General features: G+C 71.4%; 25 protein-coding genes. 18 read left to right on the top strand and 7 right to left on the bottom strand.

Annotated elements, in window-relative coordinates; genetic code table 11:
• The first annotated feature begins 71 nt into the window (after window positions 1-71).
• Genes FHR33_RS05945 through FHR33_RS05935 form a run of 3 tightly spaced genes read left to right on the top strand, consistent with a single transcriptional unit; the run spans window position 72 to window position 3,633 of the window.
• Window positions 72-572 (top strand): (2Fe-2S)-binding protein, encoded by a 501-nt coding sequence (locus tag FHR33_RS05945; protein WP_183644610.1) that lies wholly within the window; start codon window positions 72-74, stop codon window positions 570-572.
• Window positions 569-1,549: an FAD binding domain-containing protein gene (locus FHR33_RS05940; RefSeq protein WP_183644607.1), complete on the top strand. Its 981-nt coding sequence runs from the start codon at window positions 569-571 to the stop codon at window positions 1,547-1,549. Before FHR33_RS05945 ends, FHR33_RS05940 begins: the two co-directional genes overlap by 4 nt.
• Window positions 1,546-3,633, top strand: coding sequence for a xanthine dehydrogenase family protein molybdopterin-binding subunit (locus tag FHR33_RS05935; protein WP_183644604.1), 2,088 nt, complete (start codon window positions 1,546-1,548; stop codon window positions 3,631-3,633). Before FHR33_RS05940 ends, FHR33_RS05935 begins: the two co-directional genes overlap by 4 nt.
• Window positions 3,634-3,692: 59 nt before the next feature.
• Here FHR33_RS05935 and FHR33_RS05930 read toward each other — a convergent pair whose 3' ends face one another.
• Complete coding sequence (locus FHR33_RS05930; RefSeq protein ID WP_183644601.1) at window positions 3,693-4,712, bottom strand: fatty acid desaturase family protein; 1,020 nt, start codon at window positions 4,710-4,712, stop codon at window positions 3,693-3,695.
• A 129-nt stretch (window positions 4,713-4,841) separates the two neighbouring features.
• Window positions 4,842-4,997 carry a hypothetical protein gene (locus tag FHR33_RS05925; RefSeq protein ID WP_183644598.1) on the bottom strand — a complete coding sequence of 52 codons (156 nt, stop codon included), beginning with the start codon at window positions 4,995-4,997 and terminating at the stop codon, window positions 4,842-4,844.
• A 152-nt stretch (window positions 4,998-5,149) separates the two neighbouring features.
• Here FHR33_RS05925 and FHR33_RS05920 point away from each other — a divergent pair, with 152 nt between their 5' ends.
• From FHR33_RS05920 to FHR33_RS05910, 3 genes are read left to right on the top strand one after another with little or no spacing between them, the layout of a single operon-like run.
• A complete protein-coding gene (locus FHR33_RS05920; protein ID WP_183644595.1) occupies window positions 5,150-5,734 on the top strand; it encodes a CGNR zinc finger domain-containing protein in 585 nt (194 codons plus the stop codon).
• Entirely contained in the window at window positions 5,731-6,177 is a 447-nt protein-coding gene (locus FHR33_RS05915; RefSeq protein WP_183644592.1) for a phosphatase domain-containing protein, read from the top strand. The genes FHR33_RS05920 and FHR33_RS05915 overlap by 4 nt, the downstream gene beginning before the upstream one ends.
• A 38-nt stretch (window positions 6,178-6,215) precedes the next feature.
• The gene (locus FHR33_RS05910; RefSeq protein WP_221240954.1) at window positions 6,216-6,965 is read left to right on the top strand and encodes a FadR/GntR family transcriptional regulator; all 750 of its coding nucleotides are present in this window, start codon (window positions 6,216-6,218) and stop codon (window positions 6,963-6,965) included.
• 8 nt (window positions 6,966-6,973) lie between these two features.
• Here the strand turns inward: FHR33_RS05910 and FHR33_RS05905 are convergent, their stop codons facing one another.
• Together FHR33_RS05905 and FHR33_RS05900 are read right to left on the bottom strand one after the other, a co-directional pair.
• A complete protein-coding gene (locus FHR33_RS05905) occupies window positions 6,974-7,357 on the bottom strand; it encodes an ACT domain-containing protein (RefSeq protein ID WP_183644589.1) in 384 nt (127 codons plus the stop codon).
• Window positions 7,357-8,244: an aminotransferase class I/II-fold pyridoxal phosphate-dependent enzyme gene (locus tag FHR33_RS05900; protein ID WP_183644587.1), complete on the bottom strand. Its 888-nt coding sequence runs from the start codon at window positions 8,242-8,244 to the stop codon at window positions 7,357-7,359. The genes FHR33_RS05905 and FHR33_RS05900 overlap by 1 nt, the downstream gene beginning before the upstream one ends.
• Before the next feature lie 410 nt (window positions 8,245-8,654).
• Here FHR33_RS05900 and FHR33_RS05895 point away from each other — a divergent pair, with 410 nt between their 5' ends.
• The 10 genes from FHR33_RS05895 to FHR33_RS05845 all read left to right on the top strand — a co-directional run bounded on the left by FHR33_RS05895 (window position 8,655) and on the right by FHR33_RS05845 (window position 18,719).
• Window positions 8,655-9,950 (top strand): lyase family protein, encoded by a 1,296-nt coding sequence (locus FHR33_RS05895; RefSeq protein ID WP_183644584.1) that lies wholly within the window; start codon window positions 8,655-8,657, stop codon window positions 9,948-9,950.
• Window positions 9,947-10,915 (top strand): glycoside hydrolase family protein, encoded by a 969-nt coding sequence (locus FHR33_RS05890; RefSeq protein WP_183644581.1) that lies wholly within the window; start codon window positions 9,947-9,949, stop codon window positions 10,913-10,915. Before FHR33_RS05895 ends, FHR33_RS05890 begins: the two co-directional genes overlap by 4 nt.
• Before the next feature lie 25 nt (window positions 10,916-10,940).
• A complete protein-coding gene (locus tag FHR33_RS05885) occupies window positions 10,941-11,915 on the top strand; it encodes an ABC transporter substrate-binding protein (protein WP_221240953.1) in 975 nt (324 codons plus the stop codon).
• A gap of 2 nt (window positions 11,916-11,917) precedes the next feature.
• Entirely contained in the window at window positions 11,918-12,850 is a 933-nt protein-coding gene (locus tag FHR33_RS05880) for an amino acid ABC transporter permease (protein ID WP_183644578.1), read from the top strand.
• A complete protein-coding gene (locus FHR33_RS05875) occupies window positions 12,850-13,611 on the top strand; it encodes an amino acid ABC transporter ATP-binding protein (RefSeq protein WP_221240952.1) in 762 nt (253 codons plus the stop codon). The genes FHR33_RS05880 and FHR33_RS05875 overlap by 1 nt, the downstream gene beginning before the upstream one ends.
• A gap of 18 nt (window positions 13,612-13,629) precedes the next feature.
• A complete protein-coding gene (solA, locus tag FHR33_RS05870; protein ID WP_183644575.1) occupies window positions 13,630-14,784 on the top strand; it encodes an N-methyl-L-tryptophan oxidase in 1,155 nt (384 codons plus the stop codon).
• Window positions 14,781-15,785, top strand: a complete 1,005-nt coding sequence (locus FHR33_RS05865) for an aldo/keto reductase (protein WP_312895380.1) — start codon at window positions 14,781-14,783, stop codon at window positions 15,783-15,785. Before solA ends, FHR33_RS05865 begins: the two co-directional genes overlap by 4 nt.
• Window positions 15,786-16,349: 564 nt before the next feature.
• Window positions 16,350-17,804 (top strand): serine hydrolase domain-containing protein, encoded by a 1,455-nt coding sequence (locus FHR33_RS05855; protein ID WP_183644573.1) that lies wholly within the window; start codon window positions 16,350-16,352, stop codon window positions 17,802-17,804.
• A 52-nt stretch (window positions 17,805-17,856) separates the two neighbouring features.
• Window positions 17,857-18,219, top strand: a complete 363-nt coding sequence (locus tag FHR33_RS05850) for an ArsR/SmtB family transcription factor (protein ID WP_183644569.1) — start codon at window positions 17,857-17,859, stop codon at window positions 18,217-18,219.
• A complete protein-coding gene (locus tag FHR33_RS05845) occupies window positions 18,216-18,719 on the top strand; it encodes an SRPBCC family protein (RefSeq protein ID WP_183644567.1) in 504 nt (167 codons plus the stop codon). Before FHR33_RS05850 ends, FHR33_RS05845 begins: the two co-directional genes overlap by 4 nt.
• Window positions 18,720-18,911: 192 nt before the next feature.
• Here FHR33_RS05845 and FHR33_RS05840 read toward each other — a convergent pair whose 3' ends face one another.
• The 3 genes from FHR33_RS05840 to FHR33_RS05830 form a co-directional block, all read right to left on the bottom strand.
• Complete coding sequence (locus FHR33_RS05840) at window positions 18,912-19,772, bottom strand: aminoglycoside adenylyltransferase family protein (RefSeq protein ID WP_183644565.1); 861 nt, start codon at window positions 19,770-19,772, stop codon at window positions 18,912-18,914.
• A gap of 141 nt (window positions 19,773-19,913) precedes the next feature.
• Window positions 19,914-20,492 carry a TetR/AcrR family transcriptional regulator gene (locus FHR33_RS05835; protein ID WP_312895379.1) on the bottom strand — a complete coding sequence of 193 codons (579 nt, stop codon included), beginning with the start codon at window positions 20,490-20,492 and terminating at the stop codon, window positions 19,914-19,916.
• A complete protein-coding gene (locus tag FHR33_RS05830) occupies window positions 20,489-21,283 on the bottom strand; it encodes an SDR family NAD(P)-dependent oxidoreductase (RefSeq protein ID WP_183644562.1) in 795 nt (264 codons plus the stop codon). Before FHR33_RS05830 ends, FHR33_RS05835 begins: the two co-directional genes overlap by 4 nt.
• 99 nt (window positions 21,284-21,382) lie before the next feature.
• On the opposite strand from FHR33_RS05830, the gene FHR33_RS05825 reads away from it, so the two are divergent.
• Entirely contained in the window at window positions 21,383-21,931 is a 549-nt protein-coding gene (locus FHR33_RS05825; protein WP_183644560.1) for a TetR/AcrR family transcriptional regulator, read from the top strand.
• Between the two features lie 25 nt (window positions 21,932-21,956).
• On the top strand, window positions 21,957-24,119 hold the full coding sequence (locus FHR33_RS05820; RefSeq protein WP_183644558.1) for an MMPL family transporter: 2,163 nt from the start codon (window positions 21,957-21,959) through the stop codon (window positions 24,117-24,119).
• Window positions 24,120-24,143 lie beyond the last annotated feature (24 nt).

Genomic DNA, 24,143 nt, shown 5'->3' with positions numbered 1-24,143 from the left:
AGTCGGGATGCGCGCCGAGGACGGGCGGGTAGGAAGCGCCCGTGATTGTTTCAGGGTCCGACGTTCCGGTCATGACGGACATGCTGCTGTCGATCAACGGCGACGAGTACCCGGTGGTCGTGGACACCCGCGAGACGTTGCTCGACACGCTCAGGGAACGCCTCGACCTGACCGGCGCGAAGAAGGGCTGCGACCACGGTCAGTGCGGGGCGTGCACGGTGCTGGTGGACGGCAGGCGCGTCAAGTCGTGCCTGACGCTCACGGTGACCCTGGACGATCGGGAGATCACCACGGTCGAGGGGCTGGCCGACGGGGACAGGCCGCATCCGCTCCAGGCCGCCTTCATCGCGCACGACGCCTTCCAGTGCGGCTACTGCACGCCGGGACAGCTGTGCTCGGCGGTCGGCATGCTGGCCGAGGCCGCCGCGGGCTGGCCGAGCGTGGTCACGGAGGACGTGTGCGCCGAGCCCGTCCTCGACGAGGAGGAGATCCGCGAGCGGATGAGCGGGAACCTGTGCCGCTGCGGCGCCTACGTCAACATCGTCGCCGCGATAGGGGAGGTGGCACGGTGAAACCCTTCGACTACCAGCGGGCGGCCGACACGCGGTCGGCGGTCGCCGCGCTGAGCAGGCAGCCCGAGGCCATGTACCTCGGCGGCGGCACGAACCTGGTGGATCTGATGCGGCTGGGCGTGGCCACACCGGCCGTGCTGGTGGACGTCACCCGAGCCACGTCGGAGGCCATCGAGGAGAGCTCAGGCGGCGGCCTGCTGATCGGTGCGGCGGCGCGCAACAGCGACCTCGCCGCCCATCCCGTGGTGCGCCACCGCTACCCGATGCTCGCGCAGGCGGTGCTGGCGGGCGCCTCCGGCCAGATCCGCAACATGGCCACCGTCGGCGGCAACCTCCTGCAGCGCACCCGCTGCTCCTACTTCCAGGACATCGCCAAGCCGTGCAACAAGCACCGGCCAGGCTCGGGCTGCCCCGCCCGCGAGGGCGACCACCGCAACCTGGCGATCATCGGGCACTCCAGCAGCTGCGTGGCCACCCATCCTTCGGACATGGCCGTCGCCCTGGCCGCGCTCGGCGCGAGCGTGCACGTCGAGGGCGTCGAAGGGACGCGTACCGTGCCGATGCCAGGGCTGCACCGGCTGCCGGGCGACGAGCCCGAGCGCGACACCGTGCTGGAACCCGGTGACCTGATCACCGCGGTCGAGCTGCCCGCGTTGCCGTACGCCTCCCGTTCGCGCTACCGCAAGGTGCGCGACCGGGCGTCGTTCGCGTTCGCGGTGGTGTCGGTCGCGGTGGCGCTCGACGAGGCCGACGGCGTCGTCCGCGACTGCCGCATCGCGCTGGGCGGGGTCGCCCACGTGCCATGGCGGGCCACGCTGGCCGAGTCGGCGCTGCGCGGCGCGCCCGCCACCGCCGAGGAGTTCACCAGAGCGGCCGACCTCGAGCTGGCCGGCGCCCGCCCGCTGCCGGACAACGCCTTCAAGGTGCCGCTCGTCCGCAACGTCCTCGTCCGCGTCCTCAGCGAGCTGGCGTCATGACCACCACGGCCAGGCCGTACGTCGGCACGGCGCTCGACAGGGTCGAGGGCATGGAGAAGGTGACGGGCCGCGCCCGCTACGCCTACGAGCACTCTCCCGACGAGCTGGCCTACGCGGTGCCCGTGCAGGCGTCCATAGCCCGCGGCGAGGTGCGCGCGATAGACGTGCAGGCGGCGCTCACCATCCCCGGCGTGATCGCGATCATCTGGCACCGCAACGCGCCCAGGCTGGCGCCCGCCGACAACGCCGAGCTGTCGGTGCTGCAGTCCGCGCGGGTCGCCTACCGGGGCCAGTACATCGCCGTCGCGGTGGCCGAGACCCTGCAGGCGGCGGGGGAGGCGGCCAGGTCGTTGTCGGTCGACTACGCGGGCGAACCGCACGACACCGAGCTGCGCGCCGACCATCCGGGGCTGTACCGGCCGGAGAAGGTCAACGCCGGCTACCCCACCGACAGCGAGCACGGCGATCCCGACGCGGCCATGGAGGCGGCGCCGATCCGGGTCGACGCGACCTACAGCACGCCCGCCGAGCACAACAACCCGATGGAACCGCACGCCACCGTCGCCAGGTGGGACGCCGACGGGCTGACCTTGTACGACTCCACCCAGGGGGCGTCGGCTGTCCGCGCCACCCTGGCGGCGCTGTTCACCATGCCGCCGGCGAACGTCAGGGTCATCGCCTCCCACGTGGGAGGCGGGTTCGGGTCCAAGGGGCAGCCCCTCGCCCCCGTGGTGCTCGCGGCGCTGGCCGCCAAGCACGTCACCCGCCCGGTCAAGCTCGCCGTACCCCGCCAGCAGATGTTCGCGGTGACCGGCTACCGCACCCCGACGATCCAGCGCGTACGGCTCGGCGCCGACGTGGACGGCCGGCTGACCGCGATCGTGCACGAGGCGATCGAGCAGTGCTCCACCATCCGCGAGTTCGCCGAGCAGACCACCACGCCCACCCGGATCATGTACGCCGCCCCCAACCGGAGAACCACCCACAGGGTGGTCAAGCTCGACGTCCCCACCCCGAGCTGGATGCGCGCGCCGGGAGAGGCCCCCGGCATGTTCGCGCTGGAGTCGGCCATGGACGAGCTGGCGATCGCCTGCGGGATCGACCCCGTCGAGCTGCGCGTACGCAACGAGCCCGACGCCGATCCGGAGAGCGGCGAGCCGTTCAGCTCCAGGAACCTGGTGGCCTGCCTGCGCGAGGGGGCACGGAGGTTCGGCTGGGCCGACCGCGATCCCACGCCGGGCGCCAGGCTCGTGGGACGGACCCTGATCGGGACCGGGGTGGCCGCCTCCACCTACCCGGCCTATCGCAGCCCCTCCCAGGCGAGCGCCCGGCTGGAGCCCGACGGCCGCTACACCGTCAGGATCGCCGCCACGGACATCGGCACGGGCGCCCGCACGGTGCTCACCCAGATCGCCGCCGACGCCCTGCGCACCTCACCCGACAGGGTCACGGTGGAGATCGGCGACAGCGCGCTGCCCCCCGCCACTCTCGCGGGCGGGTCGATGGGCACCGCCTCCTGGGGCACGGCCGTCGTACGGGCCTGTGAGGCGCTGAGGGAACAGGTCTCCAGGAGCGGCGACCTGCCCTCGGCCGGTCTGGAGGCCGCCGCCGACACCAAGGAGGAGATCGGCGCGCAGGAGCGCTTCTCACGGCACGCGTTCGGCGCCCAGTTCGCCGAGGTCGGCGTGGACGTCGACACGGGGGAGGCCAGGGTCCTGCGGCTGCTCGGCGTGTTCGCCGCGGGAAGGATCGTCAACCCGAAGACCGCGCGCTCACAGTTCATCGGCGGTATGACCATGGGCCTGTCGACGGCGTTGTTCGAGGAGAGCCTCATGGACAGGGAGTTCGGCGACTATCTCAACCGCGACCTCGCCCAGTACCACGTGGCGGCGTGCGCGGACGTGCGCGACATCGAGGCGGTCTGGATCGAGGAGGACGATCCGCACCTCAACCCGATGGGCACCAAGGGCATCGGCGAGATCGGCATCGTCGGCACCGCGGCGGCCATCGCCAACGCGGTGCACCACGCCACCGGCATCCGCATCCGCGACCTGCCCATCCGCCTCGACAAGCTGCTGCGCTGACCGCCCTCCTCCCCGGGGAGCGGGCGGCGGGCGGTCAGCGTCCATCGGGGAGCGCGTGTTCAGGCGCGAAGGGGCGCGCCCACCGCGTGCAGGTGCCTGAGCATCTGCCGGTACGACTCGATCAGCCCCGTCTCGTAGTAGGGCACGTCGATCTCGGCGCAGTGCGCGCGGACGATGGACTGGGCGTGGCGCAGGTGCGGCGTCGGCATGTTCGGGAACAGGTGGTGCTCGATCTGGTAGTTGAGCCCGCCCATGGCGGCGTCGACGAACCAGCCGCCGCGCACCCCGCGCGTGGTCAGGACCTGCTTGCGCAGGAAGTCGAGTTTCTCGCCGGGCTTCAGCGTGGGCATGCCCTTGTGTCCAGGCGCGAACACCGAGCCCATGTACAAGCCCCAGAGGCCCTGGTGGACGGCGAAGAAGACCAGCGCCTTGCCGGGCGACAGCACCAGGAACAGCGCGGCGAGGTAGCCGGCGACGTGGACGCTCAGCAGCGTCCCCTCCACCAGGCGGTGCTTCGTCCTCGGGTCGCGCAGCGACCGGAAGCCCGACAGGTGCAGGTTGAGGCCTTCGAGCAGGAGCAGCGGGTAGAACAGCGCCGCCTGCCGCCGGCCGATGAACCGCGGCAGACCCCTGCTCGCCCTGGCCTGGTCGGTCGACCAGACCAGGACGTCGGGGGCGACGTCGGGATCGAGCTCCTCGTGGTTGGGGTTGGCGTGGTGGCGGGTGTGCTTGTCCATCCACCACCCGTAGCCCATGCCCACGAGCAGGTTGCCGGCGAACCACCCGGCGATCCTGCTCGGCCGCTCGGTACGGAAGATCTGACGGTGCGCGATGTCGTGCCCCATGAGCGCCACCTGGGCGAACACGACCGCGAAGAACGCCGCGACCAGCAGCTGCCACCAGGAGTCGCCCAGCGCGAGAAAGGCGGCGAGCCCACCGGCGTACAGGCCGCCGACCACGGCCGCCCTGGCCACGTAGTACCCGGGCCTGCGCCGCATCAGTCCAGCGGCCGTGACGCGCTGGAGGAGCCTGGCGTAGTCGCTGCCGGTGGCCGGCCGCACGGTCTGATCAATCGTCATGGAAGGAGTCTGTTGGAGCCGCCCTCCACCGGAAATCCAGCTGGCACCCACGACGGCTGGGGGGTGGACCCTACTGCGCGGACGGCGGACGGCACGCTAGGGTCGCCGCACCAGCCGGGCCGCCACCTCTCAACGGGTCGCGCGGGAGGCCGCCGCCACAGGGGTCAGCCAGTGGCGGTAACGCTCGTCCCTGCCGTGGACGGCGGCCTCGTAGGCCGCCGTGAGCTGGGCGGTCACCGGCCCCGCCGCGCCGAGTTCGCGGTTGTCGACCGACTGCACGGGCACGATACCCGCCGCCGGCCGCAGCCCCTCCTCGCCCAGCAGCGCACCCCACGCCCAGGCGGCGATGCCGAGCTCGCCGCCCTAAGTGGCTCGACACAGAATGCCGCTGTAAGGGTTATAGTTGCGTTTAATCGGTTACCGACTGAGGGGGAGGCGTGCGGATTTCCGTCAGCGACTACACGGTGGGGGCGGCGGTGGCCGGCGACCTGGTCAACACCTCGCCCACCGTGCGCTCCACCATGGGCGAGGCCCTGCCCGACCCGGAAGCGCTCGCGGGCTTCCTGGCCGACCGCGATCTCCGGCTCGACGCGCTCGCGGAGCGGCCGCCGACCGAGGACGACCTCCGAGAGGTGCATCTGTTTCGCAGGGAGGTCCGGGGCGTCCTGGAGACCGCCACGGAGGAGCACGCCGTCGCGGGAGGGACCGTGCTGGCCATGCGCGCAGGTCTCAGCCCGATCCTCCAGCGTGAGCCCGACGGCCGGTGGCAGTGGTACGTCCCGACCGCGCGGGGCGCGTCGCTCGCCGACGAGCTGGCGGCGCTCGTCGGCATCGGACTGCTCGGCGTCGTCAGGGCCCTCGGTCACGAGCGCTTCCGCCCCTGCGACGCTCCCGGGTGCCGCGGCGTGTTCGTCGACACCAGCAGGCCAGGCCGCCGCCGCTACTGCGGCGACCTGTGCGGCAACCGCCTCAACGTCGCCAACCACCGCGCCAGGCGGCGGCTGGGGAGCGTGGCACCATGAGCGGGCCTTCGCTCGTCGGCGCCATCCGGCTGCCGGACGGCCTCTGGGTTCGCGGTCGTGGGCTGCGCCGTCCGCTGCCCGAGGGGCCCGTGCCCGACTTCGGCCTCTACCTCGGCTCCGAGCGGCTCCGCCGCCGCCACGAAGGGGATCTGCGCTGGCCGCGCGAGTGGATCGAGTGGCCGGACTTCCTGCTGCCGCGCAGCCATGACGTGGCGGTCCTGCGCATCCGCGCGCTGCACGAGCGGGCCAGGGCCGGTGCGGCGGTCGAGGTCGCCTGCGGTGGCGGCGTCGGAAGGACGGGCACCGTCATCGCCTGCCTGGCGGTGCTGTCAGGGGTGGACCCCGCTGACGCCGTCGCCTGGACCCGCGAGCACCATCACCACCGCGCCGTCGAGACGCCATGGCAACGCCGCTGGATCGCGAGGTTCGCCGCCGAGCGCTGAGCACCGGAACGTGTCAGGTTGCCTAGCCGATTGTTACGATGGTCATCGACGGCACCAGCCACACGGATGCGGAGTTCACGGCGATGACGACGGGCGGCTCGAAGTTCGCGGTGACCCCGGTGGTCAAGAAGAGCGCGGCGGTCCAGGTCGCCGACCAACTGGTGGCCGCCATCCGCGACGAACACCTCAAGGCCGGCGACAAACTGCCCTCCGAGCGCGAGCTCGCTCAGAACTTCGACGTCAGCAGGCCGACGATTCGGGAGGCGCTGGCCGCTCTCGAGCTCGCGGGGCTGGCCAAGTCGCACAAGGGCAGGGGCACGATCGTCACGGGCTCGTCGGCCGCCGTCGCCACCTGGGGCGTGGAGGTGCTGCCTCCCCAAGTCTTCGAGGCGCGCCTGGCGATCGAGCCGTCGCTGGCCGCGCTGGCCGCCGAGAAGCGCTACCCGGAAGATCTCGACATGCTGGAGGCGACGCTCGCCAAGCTGGAGGCGGAGTTCGCCGAGACCGGCGCCTACGGCAGCGACCTGCCCCTGCACCGGGCCATCGCCCGCGCCGCCCGCAACCCCATACTGGAGCAGTCCCTCGAGGAGGCGTTGCGGCACGTGGGCGGCCCCCTGTGGTCGGAGCTGCGCCGCCGGGCGCTGGCCGAGCCGAACGTGCGGGGGGGCCACATGGAGGAGTCACGCACGGTGATCAAGCACATCAGGGCGGGCAGGGCTGAGGAGGCGGCGCAGGTCTGGCGCCAGCATCTCCTTCACTACCGCAGTGAGATCATCGGCGGCGCGTGAGCCGAGCGTCAGCCCTTTGATATCAGGTGCCCTCGCGCCCGCAGCGCCTCCAGCGCCGGAGTCAGCTCGGCCGACCTGACCAGCAGGTAGTCGGTGTCGAACGTGGACAGCGCGAACACCGAGACGCCCGCCTCGGCCAGCGGCGCGGTCAGCGAGGACAGGATGCCGACGAGGGAGAAGTCCAGCTCGCCCGCCACCCGCAGCGCACTCCATCCGCTCTCGATCCTGGCGCCCCGCGGCTCCTCGCCCATGGCGCACACGACCGAGACCTCCTCGGCCGTGACGGTCAGTCCGTACAGCTCGGCCGTGCGCGGTGGTGCGGGCAACGCCGAGCCTGCGGGCAGCCTGCAGACGGAGTACGCGCGGGAGAGCAGGCGCAGCTCCACGTTCATCACCTCAGTTCGGCCACGACGGGCGACAGGGCGTCGAGCGCCTGGGACAGATAGCCGGTGTCCATTCCGATGTTGATCCTGAACCATCCCTCGCGCCCGAAGAACACGCCGGGTGCGACCAGAACGCTCGCCTTCCTCCTGAACAGGTCGCCGACCTCGACGGAGGGCAGGTCGCACTCGTAGCGCACGAAGGCCAGCGCGGAGGCCATCGGCGCGAGCGCGGTGAGCCTGCCGTCCTGGCCTTCAAGCCATGAGGAGAACAGCTCGTAGCCCCTTCGCACGCACGTGCGGTTGCGCTCGAACAGCCGCTCCCTCGTCGAGGCGCGCAGGGCGCACTCGGCCAGGTGGTTGTCCAGCCTGCCCGTCGCGATGGCGAAGTACTCGTGGCGGCGCCACAGGTGCGCCAGTTCGGGATGCCGGCACACCGCCCACCCGATGCGCAGCCCCGACAGGCCGTAGGACTTCGACAGACTGCCCACGCCGATGACCCTGTCGGTCATGCCGACGAACGAGGGCGTCTCCCTGTCGGTCAGGCGCTCGCTTCCCCTGTAGACCTCGTCGGCGACCAGCCACGCGCCGCAGTCCTCGGCGATGCCGACGATCTCGGCCATCTCCTCCTCGGTGAGGATGTAGCCGGTCGGGTTGTTCGGATTGCACACGTAGATGAGCCTGGTGCCCGGCGTGGCGACCCGCCTGAGCTGTTCGAGGTCGGGCGCCCAGCCGCGCTCGGCGTCGAGCTCGAACGCGACGACCTCGCAGCCCCGGTTGAGCGCCAGCCCCCACACCTGCCGGTAGCCGGGCTCCATCACCACCACGCGGTCGCCGGGACGGCAGAGCGCGTCGACGATCGCCGCGTTGGCCTCGGAGGCGCCCACGGTGACCAGCACGTCGTCGGAGCCGATGCCGTCGTAGAGCCCGGCGACGAGGCCCGCGCAGGGCGCGCTCGCCGTTGACCTCCGGGTAGTACAGCGGCAGGGACATGATCCGCTCGACGTCCTGCCCGCCCTCGATGAGGTCGGTGACGGTGACAGGGTCCACGGTCGAGTCGGCGAGGTTGAAGCGCACGGTCTGCTCGTAGTCCGACTGCCAGTTCTCGAGCTCGAACGTCTGGAAGGCCACGGACACTCCCTTGAGGCGAACGGTCAGGTTGCCTGGCAGGTTGCCTGATGCCCGGAACCCTGTCAAGGGCGAACGTAGTGGCGAGCTTCTCCAGGAAATCGGGGCTTGACAGGGCATCCGGGCCCATGGAGTCTGGCTGTCAACCTACCAGGCAACCTTTCAGGTGAGGGGTGATGCTATGGATCAGATCCGTGTCGAACATGACCTCCTGGGCGAGATCATGTTGTCCTCAAAGGACCTGTTCGGCATCCATACGGCCAGGGCCAGCGAGAACTTCCGCCTCGGTGGAGAGTCGCTGCGCCAGTTCCCCGCGCTGCTGACCGCCCTGGCGCTGGTCAAGAGCGCGGCGGCGTGGACGAACGTGAAGCTCGGCGTGCTGCCCGCCGAGATCGGGCACGCCGTCATGACCGCGGCCCGCGAGGTGGCGGGCGGCGGCCTGCACGAGCACTTCCCGCTCGAGCTCGTGCAGGGCGGCGGCGGCACCTCGACCAACATGAACATGAACGAGGTCCTCGCCAGCCGCGCGACCGCCCTGCTCGAGGGGGCCGTCAGGGTGGACCCGCACGACCATGTCAACAGGTCCCAGTCCACCAACGACGTGATGCCGACGGCGCTCAACCTCGCCGTCCTCACCACGGCGCGCGAGACGGTGCGGTCGCTGCGGGGGCTGGCCGAGTCGCTGGAGCGCAAGGCAGGGCAGTACCGGTCGTTGGAGCGGCTGGGCCGTACCTGCCTGCAGGACGCGGTGCCCGTGCCTGCCGCGCTGGTGCACCAGGGGCAGGCCGCCTCGGTGCTGTCGGCCGCCAGGGTTCTGGAGTCGGCCGCCGGCGAGCTGCGCAGGATGCCCCTCGGGGCCACCGCGATCGGCACCGGGCTCGGCGCCCCGCCCGGATACAGGGAGCTGGCGCTGCGGCGGCTGGCCGAGGAGACCGAGCTCGACCTCGAGCCTGTCGCCAACCTGTCGGAGGGGATCTCCTCGCTGGAGGGCCTGGCCTCGGTCGCCGACGCCATGGCCAGGGCAGGACGTGTGCTGGCCCGCATCGCCAGCGATCTGCGCATCCTGGCCTCCGGCCCGATCGGCGGCTTCGGCGAGGTTCGCCTGCCGCCCGTGCAGGCGGGCTCCTCGATCATGCCGGGCAAGGTGAACCCGGTCATCCCCGAGCTGGTCATGCAGGTCTCCTTCCAGCTCGAAGGCGGTGCCCACATCGTGCACCTGGCGTGCTCGGCGGGAGAGCTCGAGGTCACGCCAATGGGTCCGGTGGTCACCGCCGAGCTGCTGCGCGGACTGCGCCGCCTCGACCTCGTCGCCGGCCTGTTCGCCACCCGGTGCGTCGACGGGCTGACGTGGAACGAGGAGGCGGTCCGCGCCAACCTGCGCGGCTCCCTGCAGGAGGCGGTGGAGTCGGCGGTCGAGCACGGCCACACCTACGCGGTCAACCACTTCCCCCTCGAACCGGCGGAGGGCAGGACATGAACCGGGCGCTCATCACCGACCCCGTCCACGACGGCGCCACGGATCCCGTGCTCGTCTGGAACAGGGAGGAGGCCACGTGGTGGTGCCTGTTCGTGCACAGGCGGGCCAACACCAAGATCGGCGGCCCGGCGCGCATCGGCCGCTGCCACGGCAGCCAGGTCGCCGTGGCGAGCTCGGCCGACGGCGGCGGGAGCTGGCTCTACCGCGGCACCCTCGACCTGCCGGTCGAGCGGGGGCTCAACACCTTCTGGGGCCCGGACGTGCTCCACCACGACGGCGTCTACCACCTGTTCGTGACCTTCATCAGAGGCGTGCCCGACGACCCGGGGTGGGACACCCACGGCAGGCCGAGTCCATGGCACCGGCAGGTGCACCATCTGACCAGCGCCGACCTGTGGAACTGGACGCACGGCTCACGCCTCGATCTCGGCACCGACCACGCCGTCGATCCCTACGTCCACCCGCTGCCGGAGGGCGGCTTCGGCCTCTGGTTCAAGGACGAGGCGCGCGGCGGCTCCATCTGGCGGGCCGTCAGCCCGGACCTCGACGAATGGAAGGTCGAAGGGCAGGCACTCGCCGAATGGCACGAGGGACCGGCCGTCTTCACGCTGGGCGGCTACGCGTGGATGCTCGCCGAGAGCCGCACCGGCCTGGCCGTCTACCGCTCGGACGACATGCGCGAGTGGCGGCACAGGGGCGGCCTGACCGTACCCGGCGACGTGCCGCGACAGCCGTACGTCCAGCCCTTCTCCGAAGAGCGGGCCCACCTTCTCTACTACGCGCAGACCGGAAGGGACAGCTTCGGCGAGGAGGTGCCGACGGCCGGACAGGCCTCGGACATCCGCGCGGCGCAGCTGGCCCTGGTCGGGGGCGACCTTGAGTGTCGTACGGCGAGCGCGCTGACACTGACCGGCGGAGCCTCCGCCACCCGGCGGCCGCCCGCGGCGAGCACGCCGAGCCCCTGAACCTCGCACGCAAGCTGGTGACACCATGAACTACCGCACTGTCCTGGTCGCCCTGGTTACCCTGCTCCCCCTGTCGGCCTGCGCCGGCACCGCGGCCGTGCCCTCAGCGGCACCTTCCGCGGCGCCCTCCGCGCCCCCGCCCTCCGCCGCGATCGCCAAGGACGAGAAGCTGGCCGCGGCCGTGCCTCAGGAGATCCGCGCCCGCGGCACGCTCGTCATCGGCACGAACGCGCCCTACGCCCCGCTGGAGTTCTTCGCCGAGGACAACAAGACCCTGGTCGGCTTCGACATCGACACGGGCGACGCACTCGGGCGGGTCCTCGGACTGAAGGTGGAGTGGAAGAACACCTCCTTCGACAACATCATCCCCGGACTGGAGGCCGGCAGGTACGACATCGGGATCGCCGGCTTCGGCATCGAGAAGGAACGCCTCGGCGTCGTCGACTTCGTCTCCAACTACCTCAGCGGTGGCGGCTTCCTGGTGAAGAAGGGCAGCGGCGTCAAGGTCAACGACTTCAAGGACACCATCTGCGGCCTGCGCGTCGGCGTTCAGAGCGGCACGACCCAGGTGGAGCGCCTGGAGAAGGCCGACGCCTACTGCAAGGGCGCGGGCAGACAGCCGGTCCAGATCATCCGCATCCCCGACCAGAACCAGGCCGTGCTCACCCTGTCCAGCGGCCGCGCCGACGTGGTGACCGCCGACAAGCCCGCCGTGGAGTGGGCGGCCAAGCAGTCCGAGGGCGCGCTGTGCGTCACCGGCACCTACCGCACCCCGCACAGCCTGTCGGGCATCGCCGTCCCCAAGCGCAACGCGGCGCTGAACAGCGTGCTGCAGGCGGCGATGACCAAGCTGCTGCAGGAGGGGCACTACACCCGCATCGCCGGCAAGTGGGGCGTCGTCGACGGCGCGATCGAGAAGTCGGAGATCTTCACCGAGCCCGCCCAGGTCCAGGACGGTGACGAGATCTTCCCGCAGCCGATCAAGGAAGGGTGTGCCTAGCCATGGCGACAGGCACCGCCCGGCAGGGCCTGCGCCCCGACGCCGACATCAAGGCGATCCCCATCAGGCGCCCGTGGCGGTGGGCGGCCACGGCGCTCGTCCTGGTCCTGCTCGCCATGCTGCTGACGTCCATGGTCACCAACCCCCGCTACCGGTGGGAGATCGTGGCCAGGTATCTGCTCGACGGCAGCGTGCTCAACGGGCTGCTGCTCACGCTGGAGTTCACCGCGATCGCCATGGTGCTCGGCATCTCGCTCGGCGTGCTGTTCGCGGTGATGCGCGGCTCGTCCAACCGGGTGCTGTCGTGGACGGCCGCGGGCTACATCTGGTTCTTCCGCGGCACGCCGCTGCTGGTGCAGCTGGTCTTCTGGTTCAACCTCAGCGCGCTGTACCCGACGATCGAGCTCGGCCTGCCGTTCGGGCCGGTCTTCGCGACGCTGGACGCCAACACCCTCATCACTCCGTTCATCGCGGGCGTGCTCGGCCTTGCGCTCAACGAGGGCGCCTACATGGCCGAGATCGTCAGGGCGGGCATCGTGTCCGTGCCCAAGGGCCAGCTGGAGGCGGCCAGTTCGCTCGGCATGTCCAAGAGCATGACCATGCGCAAGATCGTGCTCCCGCAGGCGATGCGCGTGATCATCCCGCCCACGGGAAACAACGCCATCGCCATGCTGAAGACCAGCTCGCTGATCAGCGTGCTCGCCATCCCCGAGCTGCTCTACAGCGTCCAGATCATCTACGGCCGCAACTTCCAGACCATCCCCCTGCTGCTGGTGGCCAGCATCTGGTACCTACTGGCGACCTCGATCCTGACCGCCGCGCAGACCAGGATCGAGCGGCACTTCTCACCCGACCGAGACCCCGGCGAGTCGTACGGCGCCCGCCTGCGCCGCAACCTCACCTCCCGCCGCGCCAACGTCAAGGAGGAGCGCTGATGTCGGCATTGGTCCGCGCCGAGGGGGTGCACAAGCACTACGGGCGCAACCACGTGCTCAAGGGCATCGACCTGTCGCTGGAGGAGGGGCAGGTGATGTGCCTGGTCGGCCCGTCGGGGTCGGGCAAGAGCACGTTCCTGCGCTGCGTCAACCACCTGGAGGCCATCAACAGGGGCAGGCTCTGGGTGGACGGCGAGCTGATCGGTTACCGGCAGAGCGCCGAGGCGCTGCACGAGCTGGGCGACAAGGAGGTGTGCAGGCAGCGCGAGCGCATCGGCATGGTCTTCCAGAGCTTCAACCTCTTCCCCCACTACACCGCGCTGGAGAACGTGGCGCTCGGCCCCAGTCTGGTCAAGAAGGAGAGCAGGGCCGCCGCCACCGCCCACGCCGAGGAACTGCTGCGTAGGGTGGGGCTCGGCGACAAGCTGCACAGCTACCCCGCCAGGCTCTCGGGCGGCCAGCAGCAACGCGTCGCCATCGCCAGGGCGCTGGCCATGCGCCCCAGGCTGATGCTCTTCGACGAGCCCACCTCCGCCCTCGACCCGGAACTGGTCGGTGAGGTCCTCGACGTGATGCGCGGGCTCGCCGGCGACGGCATGACCATGATCGTCGTGACGCACGAGATGGCCTTCGCCCGCGAGGTCGGCGACACGCTGGTCTTCATGGACGACGGCGTGATCGTCGAGTCCGGTGATCCACGCGAGGTCCTGGCCCGCCCTCGGCACCAGCGCACCCAAGCATTCCTGTCCAAAGTGCTGTAACACATGGGAGCACCATCCATGAGAACCATCCGCGCCGACGTCGTCGTGATCGGCCTGGGCGCCATGGGGTCGATGGCCGCGTGGCAGGCCGCCTCGATGGGCGCCTCGGTCATCGGCGTCGAGCAGTTCACCATCGGCCACGCGAGAGGGTCCTCCCACGGAGGGTCGCGCATCTACCGGCAGATCCTCTTCGAGGGCAAGGAGTACGTGCCGCTGGCCCGCCGCTCCCTCGATCTGATCAGAGCCCTCGAACGCGGCAGCGGCCAGACGCTGTTCACCCCCTCGGGCGGGCTGGTGATCGGCACCGAGGGCGGCCCGCTCATCCAGGACGCGCTGGCCAGCGCCGCCGCGGGCGAGGTCGCCCACGAGTGGCTGGAGGCCGACGACCTGCGGCGCCGCTATCCGCAGCACGCCGTCTTCGACGACGACGTGGCCGTCTTCGAGCCCGGCGCCGGAGTGCTGCGGCCTGAGGTGTGTGTCAGCGCCGCGGTGGAGGCCGCCGGGCGGGCGGGCGCAGACATCCGCACCGGGTCCCCGGTCTCGGCGCTGCGCGTGGAGGACGGCCACGTCGACGTCACGGTGGGGGAGGAGCGCTTCCTCGCAGGCAAGGTCGTGCTCGCCTCCGGGTCGTGGACCCTCGATCTGCTGCCCGAGGTGTCGCTGCCGCTGCGCACGCAGCGCTCATGCCTGTCGTGGTTCACGGCGAGGGGCGACGGGGGGGCGTACGGACCCGGGCGGTTCCCCACCTTCGTCCGCGAGAGCCACGACTTGGAGGGGTGGGGAATCCCCGACATCGACGGGCAGGGCGTCAAGGTCGGCGTCGGCGGCGCGGCGGCCGGCAAACGATGGCTGGAGCGGCCGGAGGACAACTGGCACGACCCCTCTCCCGAGGATCTGGCGCCTGTCGAGGACTTCTGCCGCAGGGCCTTCCCCGGGCTCGACCCCCGCGTGGCGAAGGCGTCGGCCTGCATGAACTCCAAGAGCCCCGACGGCGACTTCGTGATCGGCCCCGTCGCCACGGGCGGCAGGGTGGTCTTCGCCGGCGGCTTCTCCGGTCACGGGTTCAAGCACGCGGCCGCCGTCGGCCTGGCCTGCGCCCAGCTCGCGCTCGACGGAGGGTCGGAGTTCGACCTCACCGCCTTCTCTCCCACCCGCTTCGAGGAGCCCCGATGACCATGCGATACACCAGCCTCGGACGCTCCGGCCTCAAGGTCGGCAGACTGGCCCTCGGCACCATGAACTTCGGGCCGCTGACCGGCGAGGCGGACTCCCACCGCATCCTCGACGCGGCCGTGGACAGCGGCATCAACCTCGTCGACACCGCCGACGTCTACGGCGCCGACGCCAACAGGCAGGTCTACGGGCTGGAGCCGGAGAAGGGCAGGACCGAGGAGATCATCGGCACCTGGCTGACGAAGACACCCTCGCGCCGCGACCAGATCGTGCTGACCACCAAGGTCTACGGCGCAATGGGCCCTGGGGTCAACGACATCAGGCTGTCGGCCAGGCGCATCAGGCGGGCCTGCGAGGAGTCGCTGCGCCGCCTGGGCACCGACCACCTCGACGTCTACATGCTGCACCACGTCGACAGGTCCACCCCGTGGGAGGAGATCTGGGGGGCGCTGTCGCTGCTGAGGCAGCAGGGCAAGGTCCTGTACTTCGGCACCAGCAACCACGCGGCGTGGCACATCACGCGCGGGCAGGCGACGGCCGAGCGGCTCGGTGAGTTCGGCTTCGTCGTCGAGCAGAGCATCTACAGCCTGATGCAGCGGACGGTCGAGCTGGAGGTGCTGCCCGCCTGCCGCGACATGGGGATCGGCTTCCTGCCGTACAGCCCGCTGCACGGCGGCCTGCTCAGCGGCATCCTGCGCAAGCAAGAGGTCGAGCGGGGCAGGGCGGGCCGCGCGGCGACGGCACTGCGCAGCGACAGGGAGCGGGTGGAGCGCTATGAGAAGGTGTGCGACGACCTCGGCGAGTCCCCGTCCGCCGTCGGGCTCGCGTGGCTGCTGCACCAGCCAGGGGTGACGGCGCCGATCGTGGGCGCACGTACGGCGGAGCAACTGGCGACGGCGCTGCGGGCGCTGGAGATCGAGCTGGACGAGGAGCGGCTGGCGCTGTTCGACGACCTCTTCCCCGGCCCTGGAGGTCCGGCTCCCGAGGCGTACGCCTGGTAGGCGGCGGGCGGCCGGTCGTCGGCGGCTGCTGCGGGACAATGACCAGGTGGCCAGCCAAGATCTGGATCGACCGGCCGTCCTCGTCCGCGACCGGCTCAGGCTACGCCGGGGCAGGCAGAGCCCCAGCCGCAGGCTCGCGGGAGCGCTGACCGATCTCTGGCCGAGATCGGGGCGCTGACCCCGGGCGCCAGACTGCCGTCGGAGCGCGAGCTCGCCCAAGCCGTCGTGCTCAGCCGCAGCACGGTCGCCGCGGCCCTCAACCAGCTGTGCGAGGAGGGCCGCGGCGCGCGCCGTCACGGCAGAGGCACCTACCTGCTCGACACGCACGGTCACGGTCGGGTCGCTGTCCAAGGTGCTGTGGGGCGGCCTGGGGCTGGGCTGGCTGGCGGCGGCTTTCGCCCTTCCCCCCGAACTGCTCGATCAGGCGGTCACCGGCCTGGCGGGCGCGTGGGCCGAGCGCGACTGACCATCCCACACCCGCGCCTTGCGTACATGCTACCCGTGTGCGTACAGTGTTCGCATAGCGAGGACGTTGTACGCGACGCGGAAGGTTTGGGAGAGATCATGACGAAGCTGAACTGGGACACCGCCGGCAACTGGAAGGCCGCGGGGGGCTGGGGATCGCTGGACGCTGAGGGCCGTGGCTTCTCCCGCGGGCGCTGGCAGGCCAGGCTCGACGAGTTGCGTGCCGCCCACCACGTGCCGGGGGCGACGCTGGCCGTGCTGGTCGACGGCGAGATCCACGAGCTGGCCAGCGGGGTGCTGAACACCGAGACCGGGGTGGAGGCGACGACCGACTCGGTGTTCCTGTCCGGGTCGATCGCCAAGGTCTACACCGCCACGCTCATCATGCGGCTGGTCGACTCCGGCAAGCTCGATCTCGACGCGCCGGTCGTGAGCGTGCTGCCCGAGTTCGCCACCCCCGACGCCGAGGCCACGGCCTCGATCACGGTGCGGCAGCTGCTCAGCCACACCGGCGGGGTGACCAACGACTTCACCTTCGACTCGGGCCGCGGCGACGACTGCCTGGCCGCCTATGTGGAGGCCGCCAAGGGGGTGGCGCTCGACTGCCCGCCTGGCACGGCGGTCTCCTACGGCAGCCTCGGCTACGTCGTGCTGGGGCGCATCGTCGAGGTGCTGACCGGTGTCACCTGGGACCAGGCGCTGAAGGAGCTGCTGTTCACGCCGCTCGGCCTCGAGCGCTCGATGACGCTGCCCGAGGAGGCGCTGCGCCACCGGGTGGCGATGAGCCACCTGGGCGAACCCGGCCGGCGCCCCGACCCCGCCCCCGCCTGGGACCTGATGCCGCGCTCGGCGGGGCCGTACGGCAGGGTCATCGTCTCGGCGGGCGACGTCGCCCGCTTCGCCCGGATGCACCTGGACGGCGGGCTGGCCCCCGACGGCACCCGCCTGATGTCGGCCGAAGCCGTCGCGGCCATGCAGCGGCGCGAGGTCGAGGTCCCCGACAAGTGGACCGTCAGCGCCGACGCCTGGGGACTGGGCTGGACGCTCTACGACTGGAACGGCATCGCGGGCTACGGTCACGACGGCGCGGCCATCGGCCAGTACGGCTACCTGCGGGTCGTCCCGCACGCGGGCGTGGCCGTGGTCCTGCTCACCAACGGCGGCGGCGCCCGCCAGCTGTACGCCGACCTGTTCAGGGAGCTGCTGCAGGAGCTGGCGGGGGTGCGCATGCCGGAGGCCTTCGGGCCGGCGGCCGAGCCGCCCGTGGTGGACCTGTCCCAGCTGGTCGGCGCCTACCGGCGTGAGGGCGTCATCATCACCGTCACCCAGGGGGAGGACGGCGGCGCGCGCATGCTGTACGAGTTCGTCGACGGGATGAAGGACCTCTCGCCGCCGCTGGACATGGAGCTGACTCCGGTGTCGGAGACGGTGTTCGCCGCCTCGGGCGCCGGCCCCTCCTTCAGCGAGGACTACATGCCCGTGGTCTTCTCCACCCTGGCCGACGGCTCCCAGGTCTGCTACGTCGGCATGCGGGCCACGCCCAAGGTCGGCTGAGGAGCATCGGGACCTCTTCCGAAAGCGTAACTTGTAGGTTACGCTTCCGGGCATGGACGAGGTGGCAGGCGCGATCGCCGATCCCGTACGACGGGCCATCCTGACGATGCTGCGCGACTCGCGGCTCCCCGCAGGGGAGATCGCCGACCGCTTCCAGATCAGCAGGCCCGCCGTGAGCCGCCACCTGCGCGTCCTCAGGGAGAGTGGGCTGGTTCGCGACGAGCTCGTCGGCAGGAGGCGGTTCTACGTGCTCGCCCCCGAGCGGTTCGCCGAACTCGTCGAATGGCTCACCCCCTTCGTCCAGCCCTCCGGCCTCGAACACCGTCTCGACGCGCTGGAGACAGAGGTCTACCGCACCCGCCGTGAACGCCGTACGCGTGGACCGGCGGCCCGAGCCCAGGAGAACACCGCATGAGTCCCAGACCCACAGGCCGCCTCTTCCGCACCGGTGAGGGAAGCGATCTGGTCCTCACCCGCACCTTCCGCGCCCCCGCCGAGGACGTGTGGGCCAGCCTCACCGAGCCCGAACGCACGGCCCGCTGGTACGGGCCGTGGGAGGGCGAAGCGGGCCCCGGCCGGACGATCAAGGTGCAGTTGGTGTTCGAGGAGCAGGCTCCGTGGATGGACCTGCTCGTCGAGGAGTGCGACCCGCCGCGGCGGCTGGCCGTGTCGGCCACCGACGAGTGGGGGAGGTGGCGGATCGAGCTGCTGCTGTCGGAGAACGACGGTTCGACGGAGCTGCGCTTCGTGCACCATCTCGACAGCGAGGAGGGCCTCGGCGAGGTGGGGCCCGGGTGGGAGTACTACCTCGACCTGCTCGTGGCCGCCCGCGACGGCTCGCCCACGCCGGACTTCGACGACTACTTCCCTGCGATGAAGCCCTACTTCGACGATCTGGCCGCCGGGACGGCGTAGGGCTCGCGACGATCGCCTGTCCACGGCTCCACGGGCGCCCGATCCCGGCTGGAAGCGAGGTGATCCCCGCGCGAACGGTGGACGGCCCGGCCGAACGCCGTGGTGTCGTCGCGCGGCGCCTCGTCGGTGGGCGGCTTCGGCCCGCAGGCGCAGGAGGCGGCCAGAAACGTGGTCGTGGGCGGCGTGATGGCGCTATGGGGCGCGGTCACCGGCCGGGGCGTCGCCGTGCTCCGCCGGGTCCCCCGAGTCCGCCGGGTCCACGGGGTCCGCCGGGTCCACGGGGTCAGCCGGGCCGCCGGGCGCGGTCAGGCGCTCGATCGCGCCCACGACGTGGTCGGCGTGTGGTCGCAGGCGCGGCAGGAGGTCGTCCCAACGCTCGTGCTCGGCTCCGAGGTAGACGGCCCGCGCGCGGGCGAGCACGGGCCGGTGCTCGGCGGGCAGCCGGGCGAGCGCCCAGTCCGCCGCCGCGTCCTTCGACCTGATGACCCCGGTCGCGACGGTCGTCCAGATGCGGGCGAGCGTGAGAAGGACGTTGCGCGTGTCCGACTCGAGCTCCTCCAGAAGCGCGGGCATCCCCGCGACGATGCCGCGGACGAGGTCCCCGGGCGGGATGGGGTCGAGCACCTCGGCGGGCGGCGGCCCGGACAGCGGGGCGTTCCCGAGCAGCACCATCGTGATCAACGGCGCGAGATCAGGGCTCGGTGACGGCGACGGCACCTCGCCGCGCTCGTAGTCGTCCCGCAGCCACTCGCCGTACAGGAACGCGCAGGTCGGCGGGTAGCGCCAGGGGCGGACCTCGGACTGCACGACGATCGTCAGCTCGACGGGACGGGCGGGCCCGCGCCGAGCCCTCTCGCCGGAGATCTCGAGCAGCTCGCGGACGAGCGCCCTGCGCTCGTCCGGCGTCGGGGGCCTTCGCACGACGACGAGCACGTCGACATCGCTCCACGGCCGCAGACCGCCGAGCACGGCCGACCCGTGCAGGTAGGCCCCGACGACATCCGCGCCGAACACCTCCCGAACCAGGCGCGCGACGTCCTCGGCCTGCGTCACCGGCCCCCACCTCGCGCCACCCCACCCTTGATCACAGCCCGGATTCTAGAGACCCGGCCACCCGGCAGCCACCGAGTTTCCCCAGCTTGATCACGAATGCACCTCAGCGCGAAGACCCTGGACCCCGGACCGGCTGACGGGTCACCCTCGCAGCGACTGCCAGATCCGGTCCGGCAGCACGCGCGCGGACTCGGCCAGGTCGATCTCCGGAGCGCCTGCCAGCCACCGTCTGGTCACCTCGGCGACCGGCCCGATCAGGAGCATCTCCACCTGCGCCATCGGCAGGCTCGCGACCGTGCCCTCGTCCATGTGCGGCCGGATCCAGGCGGTCAGCCGCTCCAGGCGCGGCGCCTTGTCCGCCGCGATCCGCTCGGCGTGCGGGCCGAGGTCGATGGCGTACGGCGCCGCGTGGATGAAGCGGGCCTTGTCCGGGTGGTCGGCGGTGAACCCGAGATAGGCGAGCACCGCCCGCCGTACACCGTCACGCGCGCTCGGGGCGTCCTCGACGGCGGCGAGCAGGGTGTCGAGGAGATCGCCCATGCACCGGCTGTAGAGCGTCGCCGCCAGTCCCTCGAGGCTGCCGAAGTGGTGGTACAGGCTGCCCATGCTCACGCCGCTGCGCGTGGTCATGGCCCTCAGGGTGAAATCGCCGGGGTGGACCTCGAGTGCGGTGTCGAGCAGCCGCCTCATGGTCTCCTCGCTGCGCTTGTGCCTGGTCACCTGGCCGACGTTAGCGCCTCGGCCTCTTTCCACACGCGCCCGGCCAGCTCACCGTCCTGCGCGGGTCCCTTCAGGGGGACCTCCTCGGTCAGGTGGAAGTACCTGCCCGTGCCCGTGCCGTCGTGGACCAGCCCCACGACGGGGCCCGCGCCCTCCTCGGGAGCGGCCCACCTGCGCTTGACGAGCTTGAGCAGCCACCCGACGGGTCCGCTCCGGTCGCCGAGGCCGGTGCGGATCACGCCGGGGTGCACGGCGTCGATCGTGACGCCCGAGGCTCGCCAGCGCTCGGCGAACAGCGGCACGGTCAGCAGGTTGCACAGCTTGGTATCCGCATATGTCCGCATCTGGTGGAAGTCCGCGCCCACGGCGGTCCTGCCCACCTCGACCCTGCCCTTGACGTAGAGCCCGGCGCTGACCTGCACCACGCGGCCGAGCCTGTCCTCGAGCAGATGGTTGAGCAGGAACGGAGCCAGGTGGTTGACGGCGAAGGACTCCTCAAGACCGTCCTCGGTCAGGGTGCGGCGGCCCGGCCACAGCCCCGCGTTGTGCACGAACACGTCCACGCGAGGGTATCTGTCGCGCAGTTCCCCGGCCAGCCGCCTGACGGCCGCGATCGTGCTGAGGTCGCCGGTCACGAGCTCCACGTCGCCCCTGATGCCCGCCGCCGCCCGGGCGCCACCCGCGGGATCCCTCGCGACCAGCAGCACCTTGAACCCCTCGCCGGCCAGCCGCTCGCACACCGCGTACCCGATGCCCCTGTTGCCGCCGGTCACTACCGCTGTGGATGCCATAGTAGAGCATTTTTCTAGAGAATTGATCTAATAACAAGCCGTCCGCTCAGTCCTGTCCGATCGGTCAGAGCTGACCGATCGGACAGCTATTGTGGGGGTATGGCACGTCCTCCCTCCGCGCTCCGTGGCCACATCCTTGACTCCGCGCTGCAGCTGTTCGCCACGCAGGGCTACAAGGGCGCGTCGCTCCATGACATCGCTCAGGTGGCGGGCTGCTCGAAGGCGTCCCTGCTGTACCACTTCGTCAGCAAGGAGGCGATCCTCGCCGAACTGCTGACCCCCGCGGGCGAAGGGCTGGCCGCGCTCGACGCCCGGCTGTCCGGTCTGGAAGGCGAGGAGGCGGCCGAGGCGGCCGTCACCGGCTTCGTCGATCTGGCCATGCGCTTCCGGCGCGAGGTCAAGGTGCTGTTCCAGGACATCCCCGTGCTGGCAGGCCACCCCGCGCTGGGCGCCGTGCCCGCCGTTGTGGACCGCCTGATGGCCGCGATGGTGGAGGGCTCGACCGAGCCGAAGGCCCTGGTCACCGCGTACATGGTCGTCGGCGCCGTCGCCGTCACCTGCGCGGCGGACGTGCCGGTGGAGGACGACGACCTGCGTGCCGAGCTGATCAAGGGCGCTCTGCGCACCCTCGGCCGCCAATCCCGCTGAACTTCGAGGAAAGACGTCCACTTTCATGGCTTCTGTGCTGTACCGGCTCGGCCGGTTCTCCTTCCGCCGCCGGGGGCGCGTGCTCGCCGTCTGGCTGCTCGCGCTCGCCTTGCTGGGTGGGGCCGCGGCCGCCTTCATGGGCCCCACCAGCGACAACTTCACGATGCCCGGCACGGAGTCCCAGCGGGCGCTCGACTCCCTGCGCGAGAAGTTCCCGCAGGCGGGTGGCGCGACGGGCACCATCGTCATCGCCGCGCCCGAGGGAGGGAAGCTCGACAAGGCCGCGGTCGCGGCCGTCGTGGGGGAGGCGGGCCGGGTTCCGGGCGTGATCGCCGCCATCGACCCCTTCATGGCCGGGTCGGTCACGCCGGACGGCCGCTACGCGCTGGTCCAGGTCCAGTTCGCCACCGCCGTCGACGAGGTCGCCGCATCCCAGCGCACGGCGTACGAGCGGGTCGGCGCCTCCGCACGAGGTATTCGAGTGGAGCACGGCGGCGAGTTCATGAGGGCCGAGGTGGAGATCGGCTCCACCGAGGCGCTCGGCGTTCTGGTCGCCGCTGTGGTGCTCGTCGTCACCTTCGGCTCCCTGGTCGCCGCGGGCATGACGCTGCTCAACGCGCTGATCGGCGTCGCGGCTGGGATGGCGGGGCTGTTCGCCCTCAGCGGCGTGCTGGAGCTGACCGGCACCGCGCCCATCCTCGCGTTGATGCTGGGACTGGCCGTCGGCATCGACTACTCGCTGTTCATCACCTCCCGCTACCGTCAGTACCTCACCGAGGGCATGGCGCAGGAGGAGGCCGCGGGGCGCGCGACCGGGACCGCGGGCTCGGCTGTGGTCTTCGCCGGCGCCACCGTCGTCATCGCGCTGGCCGGCCTCTTCGTGGTCGGCGTTCCCTTCCTGACCGTGATGGGCCTGGCCGCGGCCGGCACCGTCGCGCTGGCCGTGCTGGTCGCCCTCACCCTGCTCCCCGCCATGCTGGGCTTCGCGGGCTCCCGCGTCCTGCCCCGCAGGCAGCGCGACGGACAGGCGCACAACCGGGGTCGCGAGGGATTCGGCTTCCGCTGGGGCAGGATCGTCACCCGGCTGCGCGTCCCGATCCTGCTGGCCGGCGTCGTGGGGCTCGGCGCGCTGACCCTGCCCGCCCAGGACATGCGCCTGGCACTGCCCGACGCGGGCACCGCCGCCCCTGGCTCGCCGGCCCGCGAGGCCTACGACCTGATCAGCGAGGGCTTCGGGCCCGGCTTCAACGGACGGCTGATCGCCGTCGTCACCGGCGACAGCGCCGCGGCCACCGGCGCGGCCGCCACGCAGGCCGCGCAGCTGATCGACGCCACGGACGGGGTGCTGCACGTCTCCCGGCCGCAGCCGAACCCGCAGGGCACCACCGTGCTGATGACCGTCATCCCCGAGGCTGGTCCCGCCGACGCCGCCACCGAGCAGGCCGTCCACGCCATCAGGGAGCGCGTGGCGGGCATCCGGGGCGCCGACATCGCCCTGACCGGCGCCACCGCCATCGGCATCGACGTGTCGGCGAAGCTCGCCGCGGCGATGCCCGTCTACCTGGGGCTCGTCGCCGGACTGTCGATCCTGCTGCTCATGCTGGTCTTCCGCTCCCTGCTGGTGCCGATCAAGGCGGCGCTGGGCTTCCTGCTCACCGTCGGCGCCACGTTCGGCATCACCGTGGCCATCTTCCAGCAGGGCCATCTGGCCGGCCTGGTCGGCGTCGACGTGCCGGGACCGCTGGTGAGCTTCCTGCCGATCCTGCTCATCGGCATCCTGTTCGGCCTCGCCATGGACTACGAGGTCTTTCTCGTCTCCCGCATGCGCGAGGACTTCGTCCACGGCGACAGCCCGCAGCAGGCCGCCGTCAACGGCCTGGGCCACAACGCCCGCGTCGTCACCGCCGCCGCGCTGATCATGACGGCGGTCTTCGGAGGGTTCGTGTTCATGGACGACCCGATCATCAAGTCCATCGGCTTCGCGCTGGCCGTCGGCGTGCTCGTCGACGCGTTCGTCGTCCGGCTGACCCTGGTGCCGGCCGTGATGTCCTTCCTCGGCCGCGCTGCCTGGTGGCTGCCCCGCCCCATCGACCGCATCCTGCCCGATCTCGACATCGAGGGAGAGAGCCTGACCAGGAACCTGAGCGCCGACCGGCTCGACGACGCCAGGGACCCCCTCAAGGTCTGAGCGTCGGCCGTGCGCCGGTGGGAC

The sequence above is a fragment of the Nonomuraea dietziae genome, from assembly GCF_014195505.1.
Taxonomy (GTDB): Bacteria; Actinomycetota; Actinomycetes; order Streptosporangiales; family Streptosporangiaceae; genus Nonomuraea; species Nonomuraea roseola.
Note: the sequence above shows the minus strand (reverse complement) of the source record. Positions and strands in the feature narration are given on the sequence as shown.